We start from the raw sequence: 19256 nt of genomic DNA on the forward strand, positions 1-19256 counted from the left end.
ACTGGTCTGAAGCCGCCGGAGTTGAGCAGACTTCTTGCGATGTAGTGCGTGAGGTTGCGGAACCCCAGTGCTGAGCCCCGTAGGTGTTCGTGAGGTTACCCTCGATTAGTGGACACCCAAGTTAGCGGGATTTGCTGTCCTGCTGGAAGGCTGTTCAGTATGTCAGATCAGAAGCGCCAGCGGCGTTCTTATACTCAGGAGTATCGGGTCGAGGCTGCGGGTCTCGTCATTGACACTGGCAGGTCTATTGCTGCGGTGGCCAGGGAAATCGGAGTCGGTGAGCAGACCCTGGGCACCTGGGTGAAAGCAGAGAAGGACCGGCGTCGCGTCGATGGGGAGTCCACGGGCGGGTTGAACGAGGATGAGCGGGCTGAATTGGCACGGTTGAGGCGGGAGAATTTCGATCTGAAACTGGACAATGAGTTCCTGGGAAAAGCAGCCGCCTTCTTCGCGTCGAAGCCTCGAAACAAGAGAAGTTCGAACTGATGGACTCGGAGAAAGCACGTTACGCGATCTGCCGGATGGCCAGACTCCTTGATCTGACGAGATCCGGGTACTACGCATGGAAGAAGCGCCGGCAGGCCGGGCCATCGAAGCGCGTCAGAGCGCAACGTAATCTTGACGGGCAGGTCGCAGCGGTCCATGCGGAGTCTGATGGTGTCTACGGGGCACCGCGGGTGGCAGCGCAATTGGCTCGACAAGGCGTGTGCGTGGATGAGAAGACGGTCGCGGCATCGCTGCGCAGGCAGGGCCTTGAAGGGATCAGTCCGCGCAGGTTCAAGCCGGTGACGACTCTGCCGGGTGTGGCGACTCATCACATTCCGGACCTCGTGAAACGGGTCTGGGACCAAGGTGAGTTGGATGCTGTGTGGATCAGCGATATTACGTATCTTCGCACGTGGGAAGGGTTCGTGTATTTGTGTGTGATCCGCGATGGGTGCTCACGCCGAGTGATCGGTTGGGCAATGGCCGATCGGCAGAATTCTGACCTCGTGGAACGGGCGTTGAGGATGGCTCATACATTAAGAGAAATGGTTCCAGATGACGTCATATTTCATGCGGACAAAGGAGCCGTGGTGACGTCGTGTCCGGTGGCCTCGTGCCGGGCAAGGGCGGCTTCGAGGTACTCGTAGTACGGGCTGGTGAAGACCTCGTCGGCGATCTCGCCGGTAGCGAGGGGGCGACGTCGAGGAGTGCTTCCCACCGTTCGGCCTGGGCTTCGCGGGGGAGGAGGTCGTACTCGTCCAGCAGTGTCGAGAGGGAGGCGTGCTTGTCGGCCTCGACCTGGCGGGTCTCGGTGGCCGAGAGGTGGCGTCGCTGCGGGCGAGCACCCTGGCGAGCTGCTCGACGCGGGTGAGTTCCTCGGGCGGGTCGAGGTGGGGTTCGATCTCGTGGGGGTCTGGCTGGATGACGTAGGCGTGGTTCTCGCGCATGCCACGAGTCAGTCCGACGTAGAGCAGTTCCCGTGAAGCGGTATCGGGGTCGACGAGGGTGTGCGCCGTGTCGACGGTCGAGCCCTGGGCGCGATGGACCGTGGACGCGTACCCGAGTTCGAGATCCTCCCGGACATACTTGGCAGGCAGCACGAGTCGTCGCCCGCGCGGGGTGTCGCCTTTGCCGAGCCGACGCACCACCAGCGCCCCGTTCGCACGTTGGCCGATGACCTGCCAACGGTCGCCGTTCTTCACCCACGACTTGCCCGTCGTGAGCCGGCGCTCGTTGCGGCGGGTGACCACGAGGTCGCCGACTCCGGCCATGGTGCCGTCGTGCAATGCCACCCCCGTCTCCTGCACCAGGCCGGCGGTGACGAGGTCGGCGCGGGCGCGTGTGTTGAGCTCGGCGACAATCTCCGCGTTCCCGGCGAGCATGAGCGTAGACATGCCCTGGCCACGGTCGCGCTGCCAAGCGGTGTAGACGGCGTCGAGCATCGACTCGAGGCCCCCGTCATGCAACCGTCTCTCCTCTTCGTACGTGTCGAGCACAGCGTGCTTGCCGTGCCGGAGGTCTCGAGAGGCGGCCTTCTCCCAGTCGTGGACGAACCGTCGCACCGTGTACAGCTCCGGCACACGCCGCCTGGCGCGGACGAGCATCCCGAAGGCCTCGCCGGTCTCCACCGACGACAGCTGTGCCCAGTCGCCGACCAGCACGATCTTCGCTCCGACCTCGGCAGCATGCGCGGTGAGCCGGTCTAGTGTCAGGGTGCCGGCGAGGGAGGCCTCGTCGACGATCGCCAGCTGCCCGGCACGGAGATCCCACCGGTCCTTGTCGTGCTCGTAGAGGAACTTCGGCACGTTCTCCGCCGTCACCCCGAGACTCTTGCCAAGGATCTCCGCGGCGGTCGCCGACGGTGCCAGGCCGATGACCGAGTCTCTCCCATAGCGGGCGGTCCAGGCCCGGTGCAGGCCGCGCACGGCGGTGGTCTTCCCGGCCCCGGCGGGTCCGACGAGCAGATCGAGTCTGCGCCCGGACGTCGCGATCGCGGTGATCGCCTCCGCCTGATCGGGGGCGAGCCGGACGCCCTGGACTGTCCGGGAGACATGCCGTTTGATCAGCCGGTCCGGCAGGCGCGGGCCGTCCGTCGTGCGCCCGTGGGCACGGAGGCGGGCCTCGGCGTCGAGGATGTCCTGACTGGTCATTATCACCTGATCCACGCCCTGGAACCGGTTCGACTCATCCGCCTGCACGTATTCCTCCGGTACGGCCCGGTCATAGTCCGGGGTCAGCCGCACCGAGGCGGCCTCGGCCTGCTCGACGATCTGGTCGAGCACCCTGGTGCGCTCGGCGGTGCTGGTGAAACACAAGGGCATGAGGTACCGCATCGCTTCGGCGTGCACATGCCAGCGCGTCCACGTCGCCCGCCGGTCGGCCACCTCGCGCATGACCACGTCCGCGATTTCGCCCGGCAGCTTCGGAGCCAGATCGCTCGCCTGCAACGGGGCCGCGGCAAGACCGCGGGCACAGACCTGTTGCGCCCAGGTTGTTGCGTCCTCGCCGAGCAGTGTGGTGGCGCGGTGGCGCCAGTCGGCGGTGAGCTCGGCGAGGGAGTGCAACTCCTTCTCCGGGCGAGTCTCCAGCGTTGCCTGTTGCCGCAGGCGGGCGATCGTCGTCTTCGATGGTGCGTGCCCGTGCTTGGCCGCGTACTCCTCGATCAGTCCCGCGGGCACGCCGTCAATCTCCCAGCCGACGTTCCAATCTTTCCCCCGGTCGACCTCCACCCAGTTCACGCCCAGGAGGGCCGCGGTGTGATCGGTGAGGAACGCGTTATAGGACGCGGACAGGGCGACCGTGGCCTTGTGCAGGGTACGCGAGTCCAGGGTCCGCCACCGCCCGTCGATACCTTGAGCTTTGTTCGAGACGACGAGGTGGGTGTGCAGCTGCGGGTCGCCGGCGCGGCTGTCGTAGTGATCGAACGCGGTGGCGATCACTCCGGTGATCGGCATGCGCGCGATCCCGCCCTTGCCCACCCGGGTTGCAGCCACCCGCTGCTCGAGGAGCGCGAGCGTGTCGCGCATCGCCGCGTGATGGGCCTGCACGACCAGCTCCTGTGTCGCTGCGTCTGCAACACCCCACAGGGCGCTGAGCGACTTCATGGGCGAGAACGTGAGATCGAACCCCGCAACAGCAGTCTTCGGCTTGCGTGCAATCTCCTCGGCCCGGATCTCATCGATCAGGTTCTGCCGCCGTGTTGCATCCAGCGTGGGGGCAAGTTGCTCGATGCGGGCAGCGATCCGTTCGGCCGGCGGCCGCAAGCGCGGGAAGCGGGAACCGAGCTTCGCACCGGTCAGCGGGTGCACGCCCTGCCCGAGCAGCTTCTCCAGCTGCTCCTCGGTGACCGTGTCCCCGTCGGCGAGGGCGGGGCCGTGGCCGGTGTCGAGGCTGGCCAGGCCGGAGCCGAGCCAGGTGCCCGGTGGGCAGCCGGTCTCGGTGTAGTAGCGGGTCAGCGGCGTGCCGGTCTCGCGCGCGGTGTCGCCGGTGGCCACGGACTTTATCAGGTACTCGTAGCCGCGACCGGACGACATCACCCGGATGGTCATGACCATCGCGCACCGCCTCCCGAGGCGGTCGCGGGGGTGGACCGCCTTGGCGGTCAGGTGCGCGTCAGCGCACCTCGGCACCCGGGGTGCCAACAGTGTGTGTGCGGCTTATCTGACAGTCGCTACGAGGGCCAAGGCAGGGTCTACCTGGGCAGAACCTCGTTCTCGGAGAGGCCGGTGAGGAAGGCTTGTGCTGCCGGTGAGGGGTTGAAGGAGCTCCAGGCAAGATACTCGGATCTCGTGGGACCATCGGTGATCGGCACAGCGGCGAGCTCTGAGGACGGCGGCACCACGAGTGGCGACAGGATTGTGATCGCGAGGTTCTGCCTCACAAGCTCGAGGATCAGATCGGTACTCACCGACTCGAACGTGACCTCGCGCCGAACGCCGGCCGCTGAGAATGCCAGGTCGGATGGCGCGCGCCCGGGGCTGCCTTCCGGGAAGTCCACGAAGGTCTCCTCGGCCATGTCGGTGAGACTCAGCCGGCGACGACTGGCAAGAGGGTGACTCGTGGAGACGACAGCGGCAAGCTGTTCACGCGCGAGTAGGCGGTAGGCGACGCCGCGGGGCGGCGTCGTATTGGGCAGGCCCAGCAGGGCGATGTCCATCGTTCCGGTCTCGATGGCTGCGATGAACTCGTCGCTTCCGCCTCCCCGCATGCTGATCCGGACTCTAGGATGTATCCGGTGGAATGCGCCCAGTTCAGCTGGGACGTCAATGGCGGTGACTGTGGGGATGACACCGACGGTCAGAGTGCCGGAGATGATGCCGGTCGCCGCGGCTGCTTCAGCCACAGCTCGGTCAGCGGCTTCCAGGCTCGTTTGGGCCCCGCGGAGGAACGCATGCCCAGCGGGCGTGAGCTCGACTCGACGGCTGGTCCGGGCGAACAGGGCCACCCCGAGTTCTTTCTCTAGCGCCTTGATCTGGTGGCTGAGTGCAGATTGCCCGACGAAGCACCGCTCGGCCGCGCGAGTGAAGTTCCGCTCTTCAGCGATCGCGACGACGTAGCGCAGCTGCTGCAACTCCACGCGTGGATGACCTCCATTCATGTCTGCTATGACAACAACCTGTTGGACTCATGGTCGTACGACCTCGCACGATGAGTGAGTGAACGAACGAACCAGCTTGGCGAACACCGGGATCGAACCCAGGTCAGCAACGCCCTCTCGCCTCGGCTGGACAGCGTTAACCGCAGTCGCTCCTGCCGTGTGGGGCACGACGTACATCGTCACCACACACCTCCTACCCGAGGGCCACCCGCTGTTCGCCGCCCTGATGCGGACGCTCCCACCTGGCCTCATAGCGCTACTGATCGCTCGGCAGCTGCCACGAGGTGCATGGTGGTGGAGAAGCCTGGTGCTGGGCGTCCTCAACATGGCGGGGTTCTTTCCCCTGTTGTTCGTCGCCGCACAGCACCTACCGGGAGGAGTTGCCGCAACTCTCGGGGCCACGCAACCGCTAGTTGTCGCGTTTCTTGCTGTAGGGATCCTGCACGAGCGCCTTTCCACCTGGCGGGTCGCATGGGGCGTCATTGGCGTCGGCGGGGTCGCGATGGTCGTCTTAGGCCCCGATGCCGGGCTCGATCCTGTCGGACTCCTCGCTGGGGTCGCCGGTGCGGCATCGATGGGCACCGGCGTCGTCCTGACGAAGAAGTGGGGGCGGCCCGCTGGTGTGTCCGCCGTTGGGCTGGCCGGGTGGCAGCTCACATCAGCCGGGATCGTCCTCCTCCTGCCCGCACTTCTCATCGACGGCATCCCGCCTGTGGTCGATGGGCCAGCGTTCCTCGGCTATCTGTGGCTGGGCTTGGTCGGAGCGCTCCTGACCTACTCCATCTGGTTCGCGGGTGTTCGCCACCTACCGGTGACAGCCTCGGCGCTCCTCGGGTTGTTGTCGCCGCTGGTAGCCGCACTGCTTGGCGTGTTCCTAGCTGGAGAGACGCTGGCAGCCGTGCAACTCGCGGGATTCGCCGTTGCCCTGACCGCCATGGTCTCCGGCCAACTGCCTCCACCCAGAGGTGGACGCCGTCCCCGCGACACGCTGCGACAAGATGACTCCGCACAACACGCGACATCCGTGGGCAGCTGATGGGTTCAGTGTGGGGCGACAGGTCGGCAGCGGCGGGTTCGCGAGCCCACCTTCTTCGCCACTGGTTTACCACGCCTATGTCTCCGGGGAGATGTCCCCAAGACCTATCAGGAGGCGTTTGAGGAGCGTTGCGAGCTGTTGGCGGTCGGACTGTGACAGATGTCCGGCCAGAGAGTCCAGGTTTCTGATGTGGCCGAGGAGAGCCTCGTCGACAACCTCCCTGCCGTCAGCCGTGAGATCTATGAGGACAGTCCTCCTGCTGTGCGGGTTCGGGCGGCGCTCTACGAGCCCCCGCTTGATCAAGCGATCCACGCGGTTCGTCATCGCTCCCGATGTGACCATGCTGGCGCGGGTCAGCTGGCCTGCCGTCAGTTCTCCCGCCCGGCGGAGCGTGGCCAGGACATCGAACTCCCACGGCTCGAGGTCCATGCTGGCGAGGTTGCTCGCGACGGCAGAGTCCAGAAGGTGCCCGGCACGCTGGAGGCGCCCCACGATGCCCATCGCCGAGGCGTCGAGGTCGGGGCGCCGTTGACGCCACTGTTCCAGCACTGAATCGACCGCGTCTCGCTGCTCTGTCTGCTTCGTCACTATGCCTGCCTTTGTCGCCGGATGCCTGGACACAGGCTACCAGCGTTGATATGTTCAATGATGAACAGTTTAATATTAAGAACGACAGGATGGGAGATCACGTGCGCAGAGGGAACAGCGCGGCACAGCCAGCTGTGGAAAGTGAGACCCAGTGGGCTGCCGAGGACCTGGATCTGGAGGCCTACCTCGATCGCATCGGTCTACCCGAGTCGGTGGCGCAACGACCAGACGTCGATGCTCTGGCTCACCTGCACCGGCGTCACATCGACACGTTTCCCTTCGAAAACGTCGACCACGTGCTCGGCAACCCGGTCGATGTGAGCATGCGTGGGCTCAACGAAAAACTTGTATGCAGGCGGCGCGGCGGCCACTGCGTGGAATTGAACCTCCTCTTCGCCGCCGCGCTACAGCGGCTCGGCTATGCGGTCACCCGCCGCGCAGCTCGGGTCTCCGTGCCCGGGCGACCGTCCGCCCGAAGCCACACGATCCTGTACGTGTCAGCTGGCGACGAGACCTGGCTGGCGGATACTGCATTCAGCCCTGGGTTGCTCGCTCCAGTACCGCTGCGGCCCGGAGCCCAGGTTGAACAGAGTGGAAAGACCTACGAGGTGACGCAGGATGCTCATGGCGAATGGGCCTTACGAGTTGTGTCACCGGAGGTCCGTGAGCTCTACCGCTTCACGGACGAGTATCTGAACTGGTTCGACTTCGACATGATCGCCACCTGGGGTGCGCACAACCCGGCATCGCCGATCAGCGGAGACCTCTTCGTGGCTCGCCGAACGGAAAACGCCCACCTGGTCCTCCGTGGAAGAACATTCACGACGACCGACCGCGCGGGAAACCGAAGCGTCCTAGACATCGACGCGCCGCAGCTGCCGAAGCTCCTCCGCGCTGAGTTCGGCATCCAACTCACCGGTGCCGAGGCCGCCACATTGATCGAGAGAGTCCTCGTGTCCGAGAACCAACCGAACAGCTCGCACGACGGTTCAGCGGTACAGGAGTCAGTGAAGGAGGAAATCAGTGTCCGATAGCACTCACCAGGAGTCACCCGATGCGAGGCTCGAGGCCAGCGAAACGAGTAGCGTCATGGCCCCACCACTGCGCATGGTAACGGTCGGGCTCCTGCTGTCCGTGGGCATCGTTGCCTTCGATGGTCTCGGCGTCACCACCGCCTTGCCGCGCATCGCCAACGAACTTCGTGGTCTGGGCACATACGGATGGGCGGTCTCCGCCCTCATGCTCGCCAGTGTCGTTGGGACCGTCATCGGCGGGTACATCGCAGATCGACGAGGCCCGAAGGCTCCCTACATCGTCGGCTTCATCGTCTTCATCGTCGGACTGATCCTGTCAGCCACCGCCACAACATGGACGCTGTTCCTCCTGGGCCGGGTGGTACAAGGTCTTGGTGTCGGCGCAATCATGAGCATGGCGTACGTCTTCGTCGCGATCGTCTACCCCCAGGCACTCCAAGCCCGAGCACTCGCGTTCCTGTCCGGCGCGTGGACGGTTCCTGCACTCGTCGGTCCTATGGCTTCGAGTGCCTTGGCCGAATTCGCCTCCTGGAGAATCCTCTTCCTCATCTTGGTGCCGCTTGTGCTGTTCGCGGGAACAGTCACACTCCGCGGCCTGCCCCCGCTAGGAACGGGTAACGCACGCGCCAGCAACAACGTCGTCCGCCAGTTAGTGTTCAGCATTGGCCTGGCCATCGGATCAGCAGTCCTCCTCGCTGGCCTCGAACAGGACAATCCGGCGGTGATCGCCGCAATGGTTCTCCTCGGCGCCGTGGTAATGATCCTCACACTGCGGCAGGTCACCCCGGAAGGCACCCTCACTGTGCGTCGTGGGGTGCCGGCCGGCATCGTGACGCGAGCGACGCTGTCCGTGTCGTTCTTCGGTATCGAGACCTTCCTTCCTCTGGCGATGACCGAACTGCGTGACGCGAGTCTCATGGTCGCCGGACTCGGCCTTGCCGCTGGAGCACTGGTGTGGGTCGGTGGCTCGATGGCACAGAGCCGCCACGAGATGCGCAAGGGTCCAGCCACCCGCCGCCGCGACACTGTCCTGGGCCTCGTGACCCTGGCCGTTGGCATCACCACCATCGCGGTGACGCTGCTCAGCGACAGCATCCCGATCTACATCGCCATCATCGGATGGATCATTGGCGGATTCGGGATGGGTCTTGCGTACAACGCCTCGACGACCGAGACGTTCAGCGAAGCGGAACCCGAAGCCATCGGTGAGATGAGCGGGACGATTCAGATGGCGCAAACCCTCGGCACGGCGGTAATCGCCGGTACCGGTACGGCACTCATCTCCGCGACCCAGGCATCTTCTGGTGGCCTCACAACGGGCATGACTGCCATATTCGCAGTCACTGCACTCTTCGCACTGGCGGCGATCCCCGCAGCCCTGCGCATTCGCCGGCACGCCCCCGAGACACCCACGCCAGGTACGGACAAGGCGGAACCATGACAGATCCGACCCCACGCGACACCACTTGGACGGCCCTCGAGGGAGCGAACGTCGAGGCCCTCCGAGCCCGCTGCCGCGCGCGCACACGAGATGGCAAACCCACGAGGGAAGAATCCGCGACGCTGCGACGGTGGGCAGGTTGGGGCACGATGCAACGACTGTTCACCCGAGACGGCCCGGAGAACCTCCGACGGACGGTGGAGACGCTCGTCACCCCCTCGGAGTTCGACGCTGGATCACGGACTGCAGCGCTGAACGCTCACTGGACGCCGCCCGGAGTGGCCGCCGACATCTGGGCCGCCGTCACAGCCTTCGCAGCAACGACCGGCAGAGAGGTCCGATCTGTTCTTGAGCCGTCCTGCGGCATCGGAGAGTTCCTCGCGCCGGCGCCTCGGACCGTGAAGAAGATGACAGGGATCGAGATCGACCCTGTGACCGCGGACATGGCGCGCCTACTGCTCCCTACGGCTCACGTGCATACCGGGTCCTTCGCCACGGTGGACCTCCCTGAAGAGCACTTCGATCTCAGCGTGGGCAACTTGCCCTTCAGCCAAGAAGTTCTGGCCGACCAGGAGTACAACACACACTGCCTGCCGGTCCCGGAGCACTTCCTTCTCAAGGCCACCCGCCTCGTCCGGCCCGGCGGCCTCCTTGCCCTCATCGTTCCCCATCGCCTCCTGGACGCGCCCGATGCCAGGGCGCGGGAACGGATCGCAGAGCTTGCCCAGCTCGCGGCGGCCATCCACTTCCCCAGTCACCGTAGCGGTGCCCCTGATGGGCCGGGAGTTGTTGCGGATCTGCTGATCTTGCGTCGCCGATCACCCAGCAGCACGCCCGCGCCGCAGGAACCTGCATGGATGACCGTGGCTGCCGTTCCAGGCAATGCGGTACAGGTCAACGAGTACTTCACTCACCATCCAGACCATGTCCTGGGCAGATTCGCCGCCAGCGGCACCTCGGTGAAGGTCATCGCGGACTCCAACGAGCCACATGTGCGCCTCCCACAGGTCCTGGCAGGCGCCCTCCGTGAAGGAAAGGGTGCGGTATGACAAAGGCGAGAACAAACTCCGGAGAAACGCCCGTCATGACCGCTGAATCCGCTCCGTTGCATGAGCGAGGTTTTGACGCCCTTCTACCTTCCTGCGTGTCGACATCTCACCGCCTCAACGACGACGGCGTCGAGGACATCCTGCCTCCAGAACAGGCCGCCGTCGCGGGAGTAGTCCAGGCACGACGAGATGAGTTCCGCACCGGTCGGCACTGCGCGCGAGAAGCCCTCACGCAATTGGGACTCCCCAACACAGCGATTCCTGCCGGACCTCACCGAGAACCACTTTGGCCGCCGGCGATCGTCGGCAGTATCACGCACTGCGATGGATGCGGCGCCGCCGCAGTCGCCCACCATTCCGAGATCCACGCCTTAGGCATCGACGTCGAGACACACGAGCCGTTGCCACCGGGCGTGCTTACCGAAGTCGCTCTGCCTGACGAGCAGTCGGAGGTGCGCGATCTGCTGGAGAGACTTCCGATGATTCGTTGGGACCGAGTGCTCTTCAGCATGCAGGAGACCATCTACAAGACCTGGTTTCCGCTCCATCTCCGATGGCTCAGCTTCACCGACTGTCGAGTGCGCATCGATCCGCGGCGCGGAACGTTCTCGGCAAAAGTGCTCATTGAGTCCGGACCCGTCTGGCCGACAGACGTCCACGGTGCATGGGAGACGGACGACCGGTTCATCAGAACCGCCGCCTGGATCCCCGCGGACTCCCCGGACTCGACCGCTGGCCTGCGCCAGCACCGACACGATGCGGACACAGCCGCAGACCTCCAGCTGCGTCCCCTCGTCGTTGCGGGCCACGACATCCCGCTTCATCCCGCGTCACATCCGCCTGCAGTTCACGACAACGTCGCCTCCTCGGGATCGGGACAGCCATGACGCCGACAGCGAAGGGACAGAAACACAACGTGCCAGGTCAGCGCAGTAGTCGCCGAACTGCCTGGCTCCCTCGCATCGTCGCGAGACCAGCACCGACGCGCGGCCTGCCACAGGCCAGCAGACACGAACGGACGCCGACACCTTTGAACCTCCGGTCTCGCGGTGTTAGCGTCGCTGTATCGGGAACGCCTGGTACAGAAAGGGTTCTTGTGAGACGTCCGGAGTTCGATCGGGACCAGGCGCTTGACGCTGCCATGCGGGTGTTCTGGGAGAAGGGGTACAACGACACCTCTATCCAAGACCTCAGCGATGCGACCGGCCTGCAGCGCAGCAGCCTGTACAACACCTTCACCGGGAAGCGGGAGCTCTACATGGCGGCGCTGCTCCGCTACCACGCTCGGCGCGCTGAGCAGTGCGCCGCCCTGGAGACATCGCTCGACCCTGTGGAGGCACTTGAGGGCTTCGTGCGCTCGATCGTCCTCGATGAGCTCGGCGACACCGAGGGCCTTGGCTGCATGGTTGCCAATGCGTCCCTGGAGTTCGGGGGGCATGACAAGGAGGTCATGGCGTTGACCTCGTACAACCTCTCGATGCTCGCCGATTCCATGGAGTCGGCGATCCGTCGCGGACAGGAGGAGGGGCGCATCGGCGAGGCCGTCGACCCTCGGACCGCGGCTCGGACCATCGTCGTCACGATTCAGGGACTCAGGGTCGTCGGCAAGGGGGTTGCACCGGCCGAGCGTGAAGCTTGGCTGCGGGCGGCTTCCGAAGCCTGTCTGGCGACGCTGATCGCCTAATCCCCACCGCTCACCCGCACCTGGGTGACCCCTACCCTTTATCGGGAACGATCGGTACAGAAAAGGAGATTACGAGTAATTATGACTACATCACAGGCACACACAGCAGTCGCCGTCCTCGGAACCGGAACGATGGGAGCTCCCATCGCCCGCAACCTGCACAAGGCGGGTTTCGACGTCACAGCATGGAACCGCTCTCCCGCGAAGGCAGCCCCGCTCTCTGAGGATGGCGTGGCTCTCGCCTCCAGCCCGGCCGATGCCGTCAGGGATGTCAGCGTTGTCGTCACGGTCCTCAAGGACGCTGACGCGGTGCTCGAGGTCCTCGACGCGGCAGCCGAGGCTCTGCGCCCCGGAACGGTGCTCGTCCAGATCAGCACCGTGGGGGTCGAGGGAATCACCCGGATCGCCGAGTTCGCAGTGAGTCATCAGCTGCGTCTCATCGACGCCCCTGTCCAAGGAACCAAGGGACCGGCTGAGAACGCACAGCTGGTCGTCCTCGCTTCCGGCGCAGACAGCGACCGTGACGCGGTGGAGCCAGTGTTCGACGCCATCGGCAAGAAGACCCTCTGGGTCGCCGGCGAACCGGGCGAGGCGAGCAAGCTCAAGGTCGTCGTCAACTCCTTCATCTCGGCTCTAACCCACGGCATCGCCGAGGCCGTCCGACTGGCCGAGGCGCTGGAGATCGACGCCGAGGACTTCCAGAAGGCGATCCACGGCGGACCGCTCGATGCCCCCTTCGGCTCCATCAAGCTCGACGCCATCTTGAACCAGCAGTTCGCCCCCAGCTTCACAGTCGACAACGCGATCAAGGACTCGCGACTTGTCGCCGAAGCCGCCGAGAACGCAGGAGTGTGGCTCCCGGTCGCTGACGCCGGCCTGGAGCGCTACCGTGCCGCAGCCGCTACGGGCCACGGCGGAGACGACATGGCCGCCAGCTACTTCGCGGAGAGCACGGTCGAGGAGAGCACTCATGCTTTCTGAGATCCGCGCGAAGGTTGGCTACGTCGTCCCTTCGACCAATACCACCGCACAGACGGAGATCGATGATCTACGACCCAGCGGTGTGACCAATCACATCGCGCGTATGACCATCCGAAACTCCCGGATGGTGGAGCAGCCGGGATTCGATCAGGTACTTGAGGACATGCGAGCCTCCGCGGCACCAGCCATCTCGTCTCTGTGCACTGCAGACCCCGACATTGTGACCATCGGGGTCTCTCCGGAGGCATTCTGGAGCGGACCCGAGAACCAGGCGAAAGTCATCGCAGCGTTCGAACACGAGGCCGGAGGACGGCCCGTAGTGACAAGCGCCGACGCGATCACCGCTGCTCTCGAACAACTCGGGAATCTCTCCCGAGTTGGCGTGATCACTCCGTATCTGAAACTGGGCGACGACACCGTGCGCCGGTACTTCGACGACCGCGGCTACGAGGTCGTCGCCATCGAAGGGATGGGCGCGGAAACCCCCGCGTCCATCGCCGAGATCGGACCGAGAGATCTCCGCGCAGCCCTTGACGCGGTGAACCAGCCAGACGTCGAAGTGATCGTGCAGATCGGCACCAACGTTGCGATGTCACGGTTCGCCGCGGCCGCAGAGCTCTTCCTCGACAAGCCCGTCCTGTCGAACAACGCGGTCCTCTACTGGCACGCCCTCAGGCGCCTCGGCGTCGACGATCGGTTCGCGGGGTTCGGGCGGATATTCCACCACCTCTAATCAGTTCAACAGACCAAGGATGACACCATGAACGCAGTACCCTCGGCCGCATCGGTTCTTGCCGGCCGATTCCTGAAGGAAGTCGAAACTCGACCAGACGCCAGCGCGATCATCACCGATGAGCGCCACGTCACTTTCGGCGAACTCGGGCAGATGGTCGGCGCGATCCAGCAGCACCTCGAATACGCGCGCACGACCACCGTCGGCATCTACTCCGCGCCGTCGACCACTCTGGTCAGCGCGGCATGGGCGGCGCTGTGTAGTGGTATTCCGTACGTTCCTCTGTCTCCGACCTACCCGGACGAGCGGTTGCGCTACATGGGCCGCAATAGCGAGGTCGACACGATCCTCGCGCCCGCCGCACTTCATGACGACGTCAAGGCGATCGTCGGGGATCTCAGCATCAGCATCATCGACGTCCCCAACACAGACGGCGCCGCATGCCCGAAGAACTCCGCTCGCGTCGACGACATCGCCTACGTGCTCTACACCTCCGGCTCGACCGGAACACCGAAGGGCGTCAAGGTCGATCATCAGGCACTTGCCCACCAGATGTCCTGGCTGGCGCAGGCCCTTGACCTTGAGCATTCTGCCCGCATCGTCCACAAGACGCCCATCAGCTTCGACGCCTCCCAGTGGGAGCTTCTGGCCACGGGTAACGGAGCAACCACCGTCATCGCCGGTCCCGAAGCGTACCGCGACCCGGACGCGCTGCTGGAGACCATCCATACGCACGGCGTCACGCACCTGCAGGCGGTTCCGACCCTACTGCAGGCACTTTGCGAGGACGAGTCGTTTGCCGACTGCACTTCGCTCCAGGTTGTCGCCAGCGGCGGTGAGGTCCTCACTCTGCGTTTGGCCGAGAACCTGCGCGCCACGCTGCCCGGTGCGCGCATCGTCAATCTCTATGGGCCGACGGAAACGACGATCAACGCTTCGCACCATGTGTACTCTCCGGCCGTAGATCCGAGCAGTGCAGACGAGCCGGCCGTGCCGATCGGGCGTCCTGTTCCCGGGATGGACTTCTTCCTCCTCGACGAGCAGGGCACGGTGACTTCCGGGGATGCCGGCGAGCTTGCAATCGCTGGCCCGCAGCTGGCCGTGGGCTATCACGGCCTGCCGAACGAGACACAGAAACGGTTCGTGAGGCTGCGCATCGGCGGAGGTTCAGTCCGGGCCTATCGGACCGGTGACCTGGTCGAGAGAGTCGGCGAGGAGTTCTACTTCCGCGGGCGCACCGACAGCCAGATCAAGATCCGCGGCCACCGCATCGAGCTCGGTGAAGTCCGCAGTGCCATTGCCAACCACGACTGGGTCCGGCACGCCGAAGTCCTCACCACCCATGACGCCCACGGCACCGCCACGGGTATGACTGCTTTCGTTGAACTCAACCCGCACGAAGCCGCGCTCATGGACCAGGGCGTCCACGGCGCCCACCACCAGTCGAAGGCCAGCCGCGTCCAGGTCAAGGCGCAGGTCGCAGGACTTGGAATCCGCGAGGAATCGCAGGGCAAGTCGGTGGAACTTCCCCTCAGTGAGGATCATCGCCAGCGGCTGCACCAGCTCGCATTCGCACGCAAAACATATCGAGACTTCCGTTCCACGACGACGGACATATCCCAGCTGTCGAAGCTGCGAGACCTCGTGTCACGTCCTCGCGAATGGGCTCAGGGCACCAACAACACGTCACCGCTGGAATCGCTCGCCCTTGTGCTGAGGTCACTCGTGCAGTACACGAGCGACGACCGCCTGCTGCCGAAATACGCATACGCCTCGCCAGGCGCACTCTACGGCGTCCAGGTCTACCTCGCCGCCATGGGCATCGACGGCCTCGAGGACGGCATCTACTACCTCAATCCCCGCACTTCCACACTCCATCATGCCTCCGATGCGCCCGACACAGGGGCGGCACCCGGAGCTCAGCTGATTCTGACCGGACAGAGATCCGTCATCTCCTCCGTCTACCAGACGAACGTGGATGAGGTCCTGCTCTTCGAAGCCGGGCACCTCCTCGGCACCGTGGACACCGTTGCGCCAGCAGCCGGCTACCGGCTCGGCGACCGTGCACCGGCGGAACCGCACACCGCGGCACTGATCCCCGAGACCGAACGCGAGGATCGCTTCGTCATCGGCTGCTGGCCACTCGTCGACGCCGCAGACCGCAACGCAGATCCTCTCGATGACGTCACAACACGCCTCGAACTCTACGCAGGCGACTCCGAGCAGCGTGGAATCTACGAGTGGAGCTCGGCTGGCCCCCACCGAGTCAGCAACGGACCGCTCGTTCGACGCAAGGACGTCATCGCGATCAACCAACGGGTTTACAACCAGGCATCGTTCGGTCTGATCCTCACCGCCGATGGCACAAAGGACTCCTACCTCTCCCTGGGCCGAGCCCTCCAGCGTGCCCAGCTGAACGACCTCGGACTCGGTCTGATGTCGTCGGGCTACAGCTCATTCTCCGGTCGTGATCTTCCGACCGCGCGACGGGTCAAGGCGTTCACCGCGACACCCGAACAATCGTCTTACTTCGCCTTGGGCGGGCCGGTCACTGCCGAGCAGATCGTGCACACGGGCATGAACGAGGACCTCCTCCATGCCCAAGGCCCGGCGGAGATCATCGGTACCGACCTCGCCGAACGCCTGCCGCACTACATGGTCCCGGAGACCATCCGAATCCTCGACGAGCTGCCGAGGACACCGAACGGCAAGATCGACGCACGAGCCCTGCGTGAGACAGAAGACCTGCAGACCTCCAGCGATCAGGCAGTAGGCTTCACCGCACCCGGATCGCTGCTCGAGCACCAGCTGGACCAGATCTGGCGTGACGTGCTGGGGCGAGAGGAACCCCTCTCGATCACGGCACCGTTCTTCAGCCTGGGCGGAAATTCCATTTCGGCAGTCCGGCTCGTTCGCGCGATCCGTAGCCGGCTGGGCGTGAACCTCCCTATCCAGTCGGTCTTTGAGCAGGACACCATCGCCAAGCAGGCTGAATCAGTGCAGGGCGGTAGTTCGGGCGAGCTCTCGCGGATCGTTCCCCTGGCCGGATCTGGGAACACCCCGGTCTATCTCTGGCCGGGACTCGGCGGATACCCCATGAACCTGCGCCACCTCGCCGAACGCATCAGCACTGACGAGAGCCGCTGCTACGGCATCCAGGCTTTTGGTCTCAATGAGGACGAGAGCATCGACGAATCGATCCAGAGTATGGCCGCCCGCGACGTCGACCAGATCAGACGGTTGAAGCCCGGAGGACCCTACACCCTGATCGGATACTCGTTCGGCGCTCGTGTGGCGTTCGAGGCCGCCTACCAGCTCGAGCGCGACGGAGACCACGTCGATCGAGTGGTCCTCATCGCCCCAGGGTCTCCCAATGTCGCCGACGCCGCGATCGATCCCGCAGGCCACGGCTTGTACGCGGATGAGCGGTTTGTGCGCGTGCTGTATTCGGTCTTCTTCACCCGGACAGACGGACCCCATGCCGACCGCGTCGTGCACGACACCTCCGACAGGACGTCGTTCCTCGCCGCTATTCGCGAGGATCTCCCGATCGACGAGACGCTCGCCGAGAGAATCACTGCGCTCGTGGAACGCACGTACTCCTTCGAGTACACCTTCACCGAGCTCGAACAAAGGACCCTCTCGGCGCCGGTGACGATCATCCGAGCGGCCGGTGACGACTATTCGTTCCTCGACTCAGCCGCCAGCAGCGTCCGGTACGACAGCGTCGAGCTCACCGCCGACCACTACGCAGTTCTGCAGCCACCTCACGTCGATACAACCGCCGAAACCGTCCATGCAGCCCTGACCGGCACGACACGGACACGAGACAGGAAGGACCTACCCCAGTTGCCACACATCGCCGTCAGGAGCTTCCCGCCCGGGTACCCCGAGCCCAAGCGCAAGGAGTTCCTCAACAAGCTCGCCTCACTGGTCTCAACGACCTTCGGCATCAGCGATGCCGCAGTGTCCATCTCCCTGGAGACCTCCAGCAACCGCATGGACGACGCGACATCCGATCACGAGACCGCGTCGCGTGACCGACTTGCGCTGGCCGGCAGCACGAGCGGAGGTGACCAGTAATGGCCACCACGACCGCGAATCGTGCAGCGTTCCCCGTCATCGGACTCCTGGCCTTCACGGTCTCCGGATTCCTCACCATCATGACCGAGAACATGCCCTCAGGACTCCTGCCGCAGATCAGCGACGGGCTCGGGGTATCCGAGAGCTTCGCCGGCCAGCTCCTGACGCTCTACGCACTCGGCTCCGTCGTGGCGGCGATACCGATCGTCACCGCCACCCGCGGAATGGACCGCCGCCCGCTTCTGATGACCACGATCGCAGTGCTGCTGGTTTTCAACTCCCTCACCGCGCTATCGGGCAGCTATGTCCTCACCCTGATCGCACGCTTCATCGCAGGCATGGCAGCCGGCGTGATCTGGGGGCTGCTCGCCGGCTATGCCCGCCGCCTCGTACCAGTCGAGCAGCAGGGCAAAGCGATGGCCGTCGTCGGCGTGGGTCAGCCAATCGCCCTTTGCCTGGGTGTACCTCTGGGCGCCTGGCTCGGATCGATCCTCGAATGGCGCGGTGTCTTCTGGACGATGTCGGCCATCGCACTCGTCCTCCTGATCTGGATCCGTATCGCCGTGCCGAACGTACCGGGTCAGCCTCCCGAGTCACGGCGCCCTCTTCTCGAGGTCGTACGAACACCCGGACTGCGCCCGGTACTCTGCGTGATCTTCATCTGGCTTCTGGCGCACAACATCCTCTACACCTACATCGCACCCTTCGCCATCGAGACAGGCGTGGGCGCGGAGCGAGTGGGCTTGCTGCTCGCGATCTTCGGCGTCGCCTCGATCATCGGCGTCTGGCTCATCGGCGCGCGCATCGACGCGGCCCTGCGAAAGCTCACCATCGTAAGCCTCGCCGGATTCGCCATTGCCGCAATCATCCTCGCCTTCGCCACCGACTCCACAGTCCTCGCTTATGTCGGAACCGTACTGTGGGGCCTGACCTTCGGAGGCGCGCCAACACTGCTGCAGACCGCAACCGCAGACGTGGGAGGCGACGATGCTGACATCGCCCTCTCAATGCTTGTCACCGTGTTCAACTTGGCGGTCGCAGGTGGCGGGCTCATCGGCGGGGTTCTGCTCCAGCCGTTGGGCGTCACACAATTCCCAATCGTGCTCGCGGTCCTCGCCGTCGCCGGCCTCGCCATCGTATGGGCCAGCAAGAGCGGCTTCCGGCCCGGCCACCGTGGAACCCACATGAACGTCGAGACCGCCACCGACAGCGCCGAACACCAGGTGAACCAGCCGAGCACGTAGCGCTCGCACGCGCACGAGGAGGCGCCCGGCGCACAACTTTGTGGGCCTGCACCGCGGTGCAGGCCCACAAAGACACCGGGCACCCACAACCCCATCTCGTGCGTGATTCAGTCAGCTGCCGGCCGGTTCCCGGACCACTCTGAACACCCTTCGAACGAACAACGGAAGTTCCCTCTCAACGAAAGATCATCCGATGACGAACAGCACCTCCACTGACACACCAGCCTCCTCAGGACACCTCGGTCGCCGGGCCTTTCTCCTCGGGTCGGCAGGGACGGCCGCAGGTGCGGTAATGACGCT

The 19256-nt window shown here is 64.8% G+C and carries 13 protein-coding genes and 1 pseudogene; 11 read left to right on the plus strand and 3 right to left on the minus strand.

Translation table 11 applies throughout. The features are described 5' to 3' along the window. Positions 1 to 159 precede the first annotated feature (159 nt). A pseudogene (locus tag ACFFN1_RS00375) lies at positions 160 to 1085 on the plus strand (IS3 family transposase); the annotation flags it as partial. On the opposite strand, the gene mobF reads toward ACFFN1_RS00375, so the two are convergent. Then, the gene (gene mobF / locus ACFFN1_RS00380; protein ID WP_376837558.1) at positions 1023 to 4040 is read right to left on the minus strand and encodes a MobF family relaxase; all 3018 of its coding nucleotides are present in this window, start codon (positions 4038 to 4040) and stop codon (positions 1023 to 1025) included. The pseudogene ACFFN1_RS00375 and the gene mobF sit on opposite strands and share 63 nt — an antisense overlap. A gap of 137 nt (positions 4041 to 4177) precedes the next feature. Beyond that, positions 4178 to 5062 (minus strand): LysR family transcriptional regulator, encoded by an 885-nt coding sequence (locus tag ACFFN1_RS00385; protein ID WP_376837560.1) that lies wholly within the window; start codon positions 5060 to 5062, stop codon positions 4178 to 4180. 79 nt (positions 5063 to 5141) lie between these two features. Here ACFFN1_RS00385 and ACFFN1_RS00390 point away from each other — a divergent pair, with 79 nt between their 5' ends. After that, positions 5142 to 6119 carry an EamA family transporter gene (locus tag ACFFN1_RS00390; protein ID WP_376837562.1) on the plus strand — a complete coding sequence of 326 codons (978 nt, stop codon included), beginning with the start codon at positions 5142 to 5144 and terminating at the stop codon, positions 6117 to 6119. A gap of 75 nt (positions 6120 to 6194) precedes the next feature. On the opposite strand, the gene ACFFN1_RS00395 is transcribed toward ACFFN1_RS00390, so the two are convergent. Next, a complete protein-coding gene (locus tag ACFFN1_RS00395) occupies positions 6195 to 6707 on the minus strand; it encodes a MarR family winged helix-turn-helix transcriptional regulator (protein ID WP_376837564.1) in 513 nt (170 codons plus the stop codon). A 50-nt stretch (positions 6708 to 6757) separates the two neighbouring features. Between ACFFN1_RS00395 and ACFFN1_RS00400 the strand changes: the two genes are divergently transcribed. The 9 genes from ACFFN1_RS00400 (at position 6758) to ACFFN1_RS00440 (ending at position 18956) form a co-directional block, all read left to right on the plus strand. Then, complete coding sequence (locus ACFFN1_RS00400; RefSeq protein ID WP_376837566.1) at positions 6758 to 7741, plus strand: arylamine N-acetyltransferase family protein; 984 nt, start codon at positions 6758 to 6760, stop codon at positions 7739 to 7741. Then, positions 7731 to 9182 carry an MFS transporter gene (locus tag ACFFN1_RS00405; protein WP_376837568.1) on the plus strand — a complete coding sequence of 484 codons (1452 nt, stop codon included), beginning with the start codon at positions 7731 to 7733 and terminating at the stop codon, positions 9180 to 9182. The genes ACFFN1_RS00400 and ACFFN1_RS00405 overlap by 11 nt, the downstream gene beginning before the upstream one ends. Before the next feature lie 149 nt (positions 9183 to 9331). Then, positions 9332 to 10231, plus strand: a complete 900-nt coding sequence (locus ACFFN1_RS00410; RefSeq protein ID WP_376837570.1) for a methyltransferase domain-containing protein — start codon at positions 9332 to 9334, stop codon at positions 10229 to 10231. 35 nt (positions 10232 to 10266) lie between these two features. After that, complete coding sequence (locus ACFFN1_RS00415; RefSeq protein ID WP_376837572.1) at positions 10267 to 11118, plus strand: 4'-phosphopantetheinyl transferase family protein; 852 nt, start codon at positions 10267 to 10269, stop codon at positions 11116 to 11118. 209 nt (positions 11119 to 11327) lie between these two features. After that, positions 11328 to 11915, plus strand: a complete 588-nt coding sequence (locus tag ACFFN1_RS00420) for a TetR/AcrR family transcriptional regulator (protein WP_376837574.1) — start codon at positions 11328 to 11330, stop codon at positions 11913 to 11915. Positions 11916 to 11939: 24 nt separating this feature from the next. After that, positions 11940 to 12896, plus strand: coding sequence for an NAD(P)-dependent oxidoreductase (locus tag ACFFN1_RS00425; RefSeq protein ID WP_376837576.1), 957 nt, complete (start codon positions 11940 to 11942; stop codon positions 12894 to 12896). Further along, the gene (locus ACFFN1_RS00430; protein WP_376837578.1) at positions 12886 to 13629 is read left to right on the plus strand and encodes a maleate cis-trans isomerase family protein; all 744 of its coding nucleotides are present in this window, start codon (positions 12886 to 12888) and stop codon (positions 13627 to 13629) included. Before ACFFN1_RS00425 ends, ACFFN1_RS00430 begins: the two co-directional genes overlap by 11 nt. Positions 13630 to 13656: 27 nt before the next feature. Then, the gene (locus ACFFN1_RS00435) at positions 13657 to 17712 is read left to right on the plus strand and encodes a non-ribosomal peptide synthetase family protein (RefSeq protein WP_376837580.1); all 4056 of its coding nucleotides are present in this window, start codon (positions 13657 to 13659) and stop codon (positions 17710 to 17712) included. Continuing rightward, positions 17712 to 18956, plus strand: a complete 1245-nt coding sequence (locus ACFFN1_RS00440) for an MFS transporter (protein ID WP_376837582.1) — start codon at positions 17712 to 17714, stop codon at positions 18954 to 18956. Before ACFFN1_RS00435 ends, ACFFN1_RS00440 begins: the two co-directional genes overlap by 1 nt. The last annotated feature ends 300 nt before the right edge of the window (positions 18957 to 19256 follow it).

The sequence above is a fragment of the Brevibacterium otitidis genome, assembly GCF_042429315.1.
Classification (GTDB): Bacteria; Actinomycetota; Actinomycetes; order Actinomycetales; family Brevibacteriaceae; genus Brevibacterium; species Brevibacterium otitidis.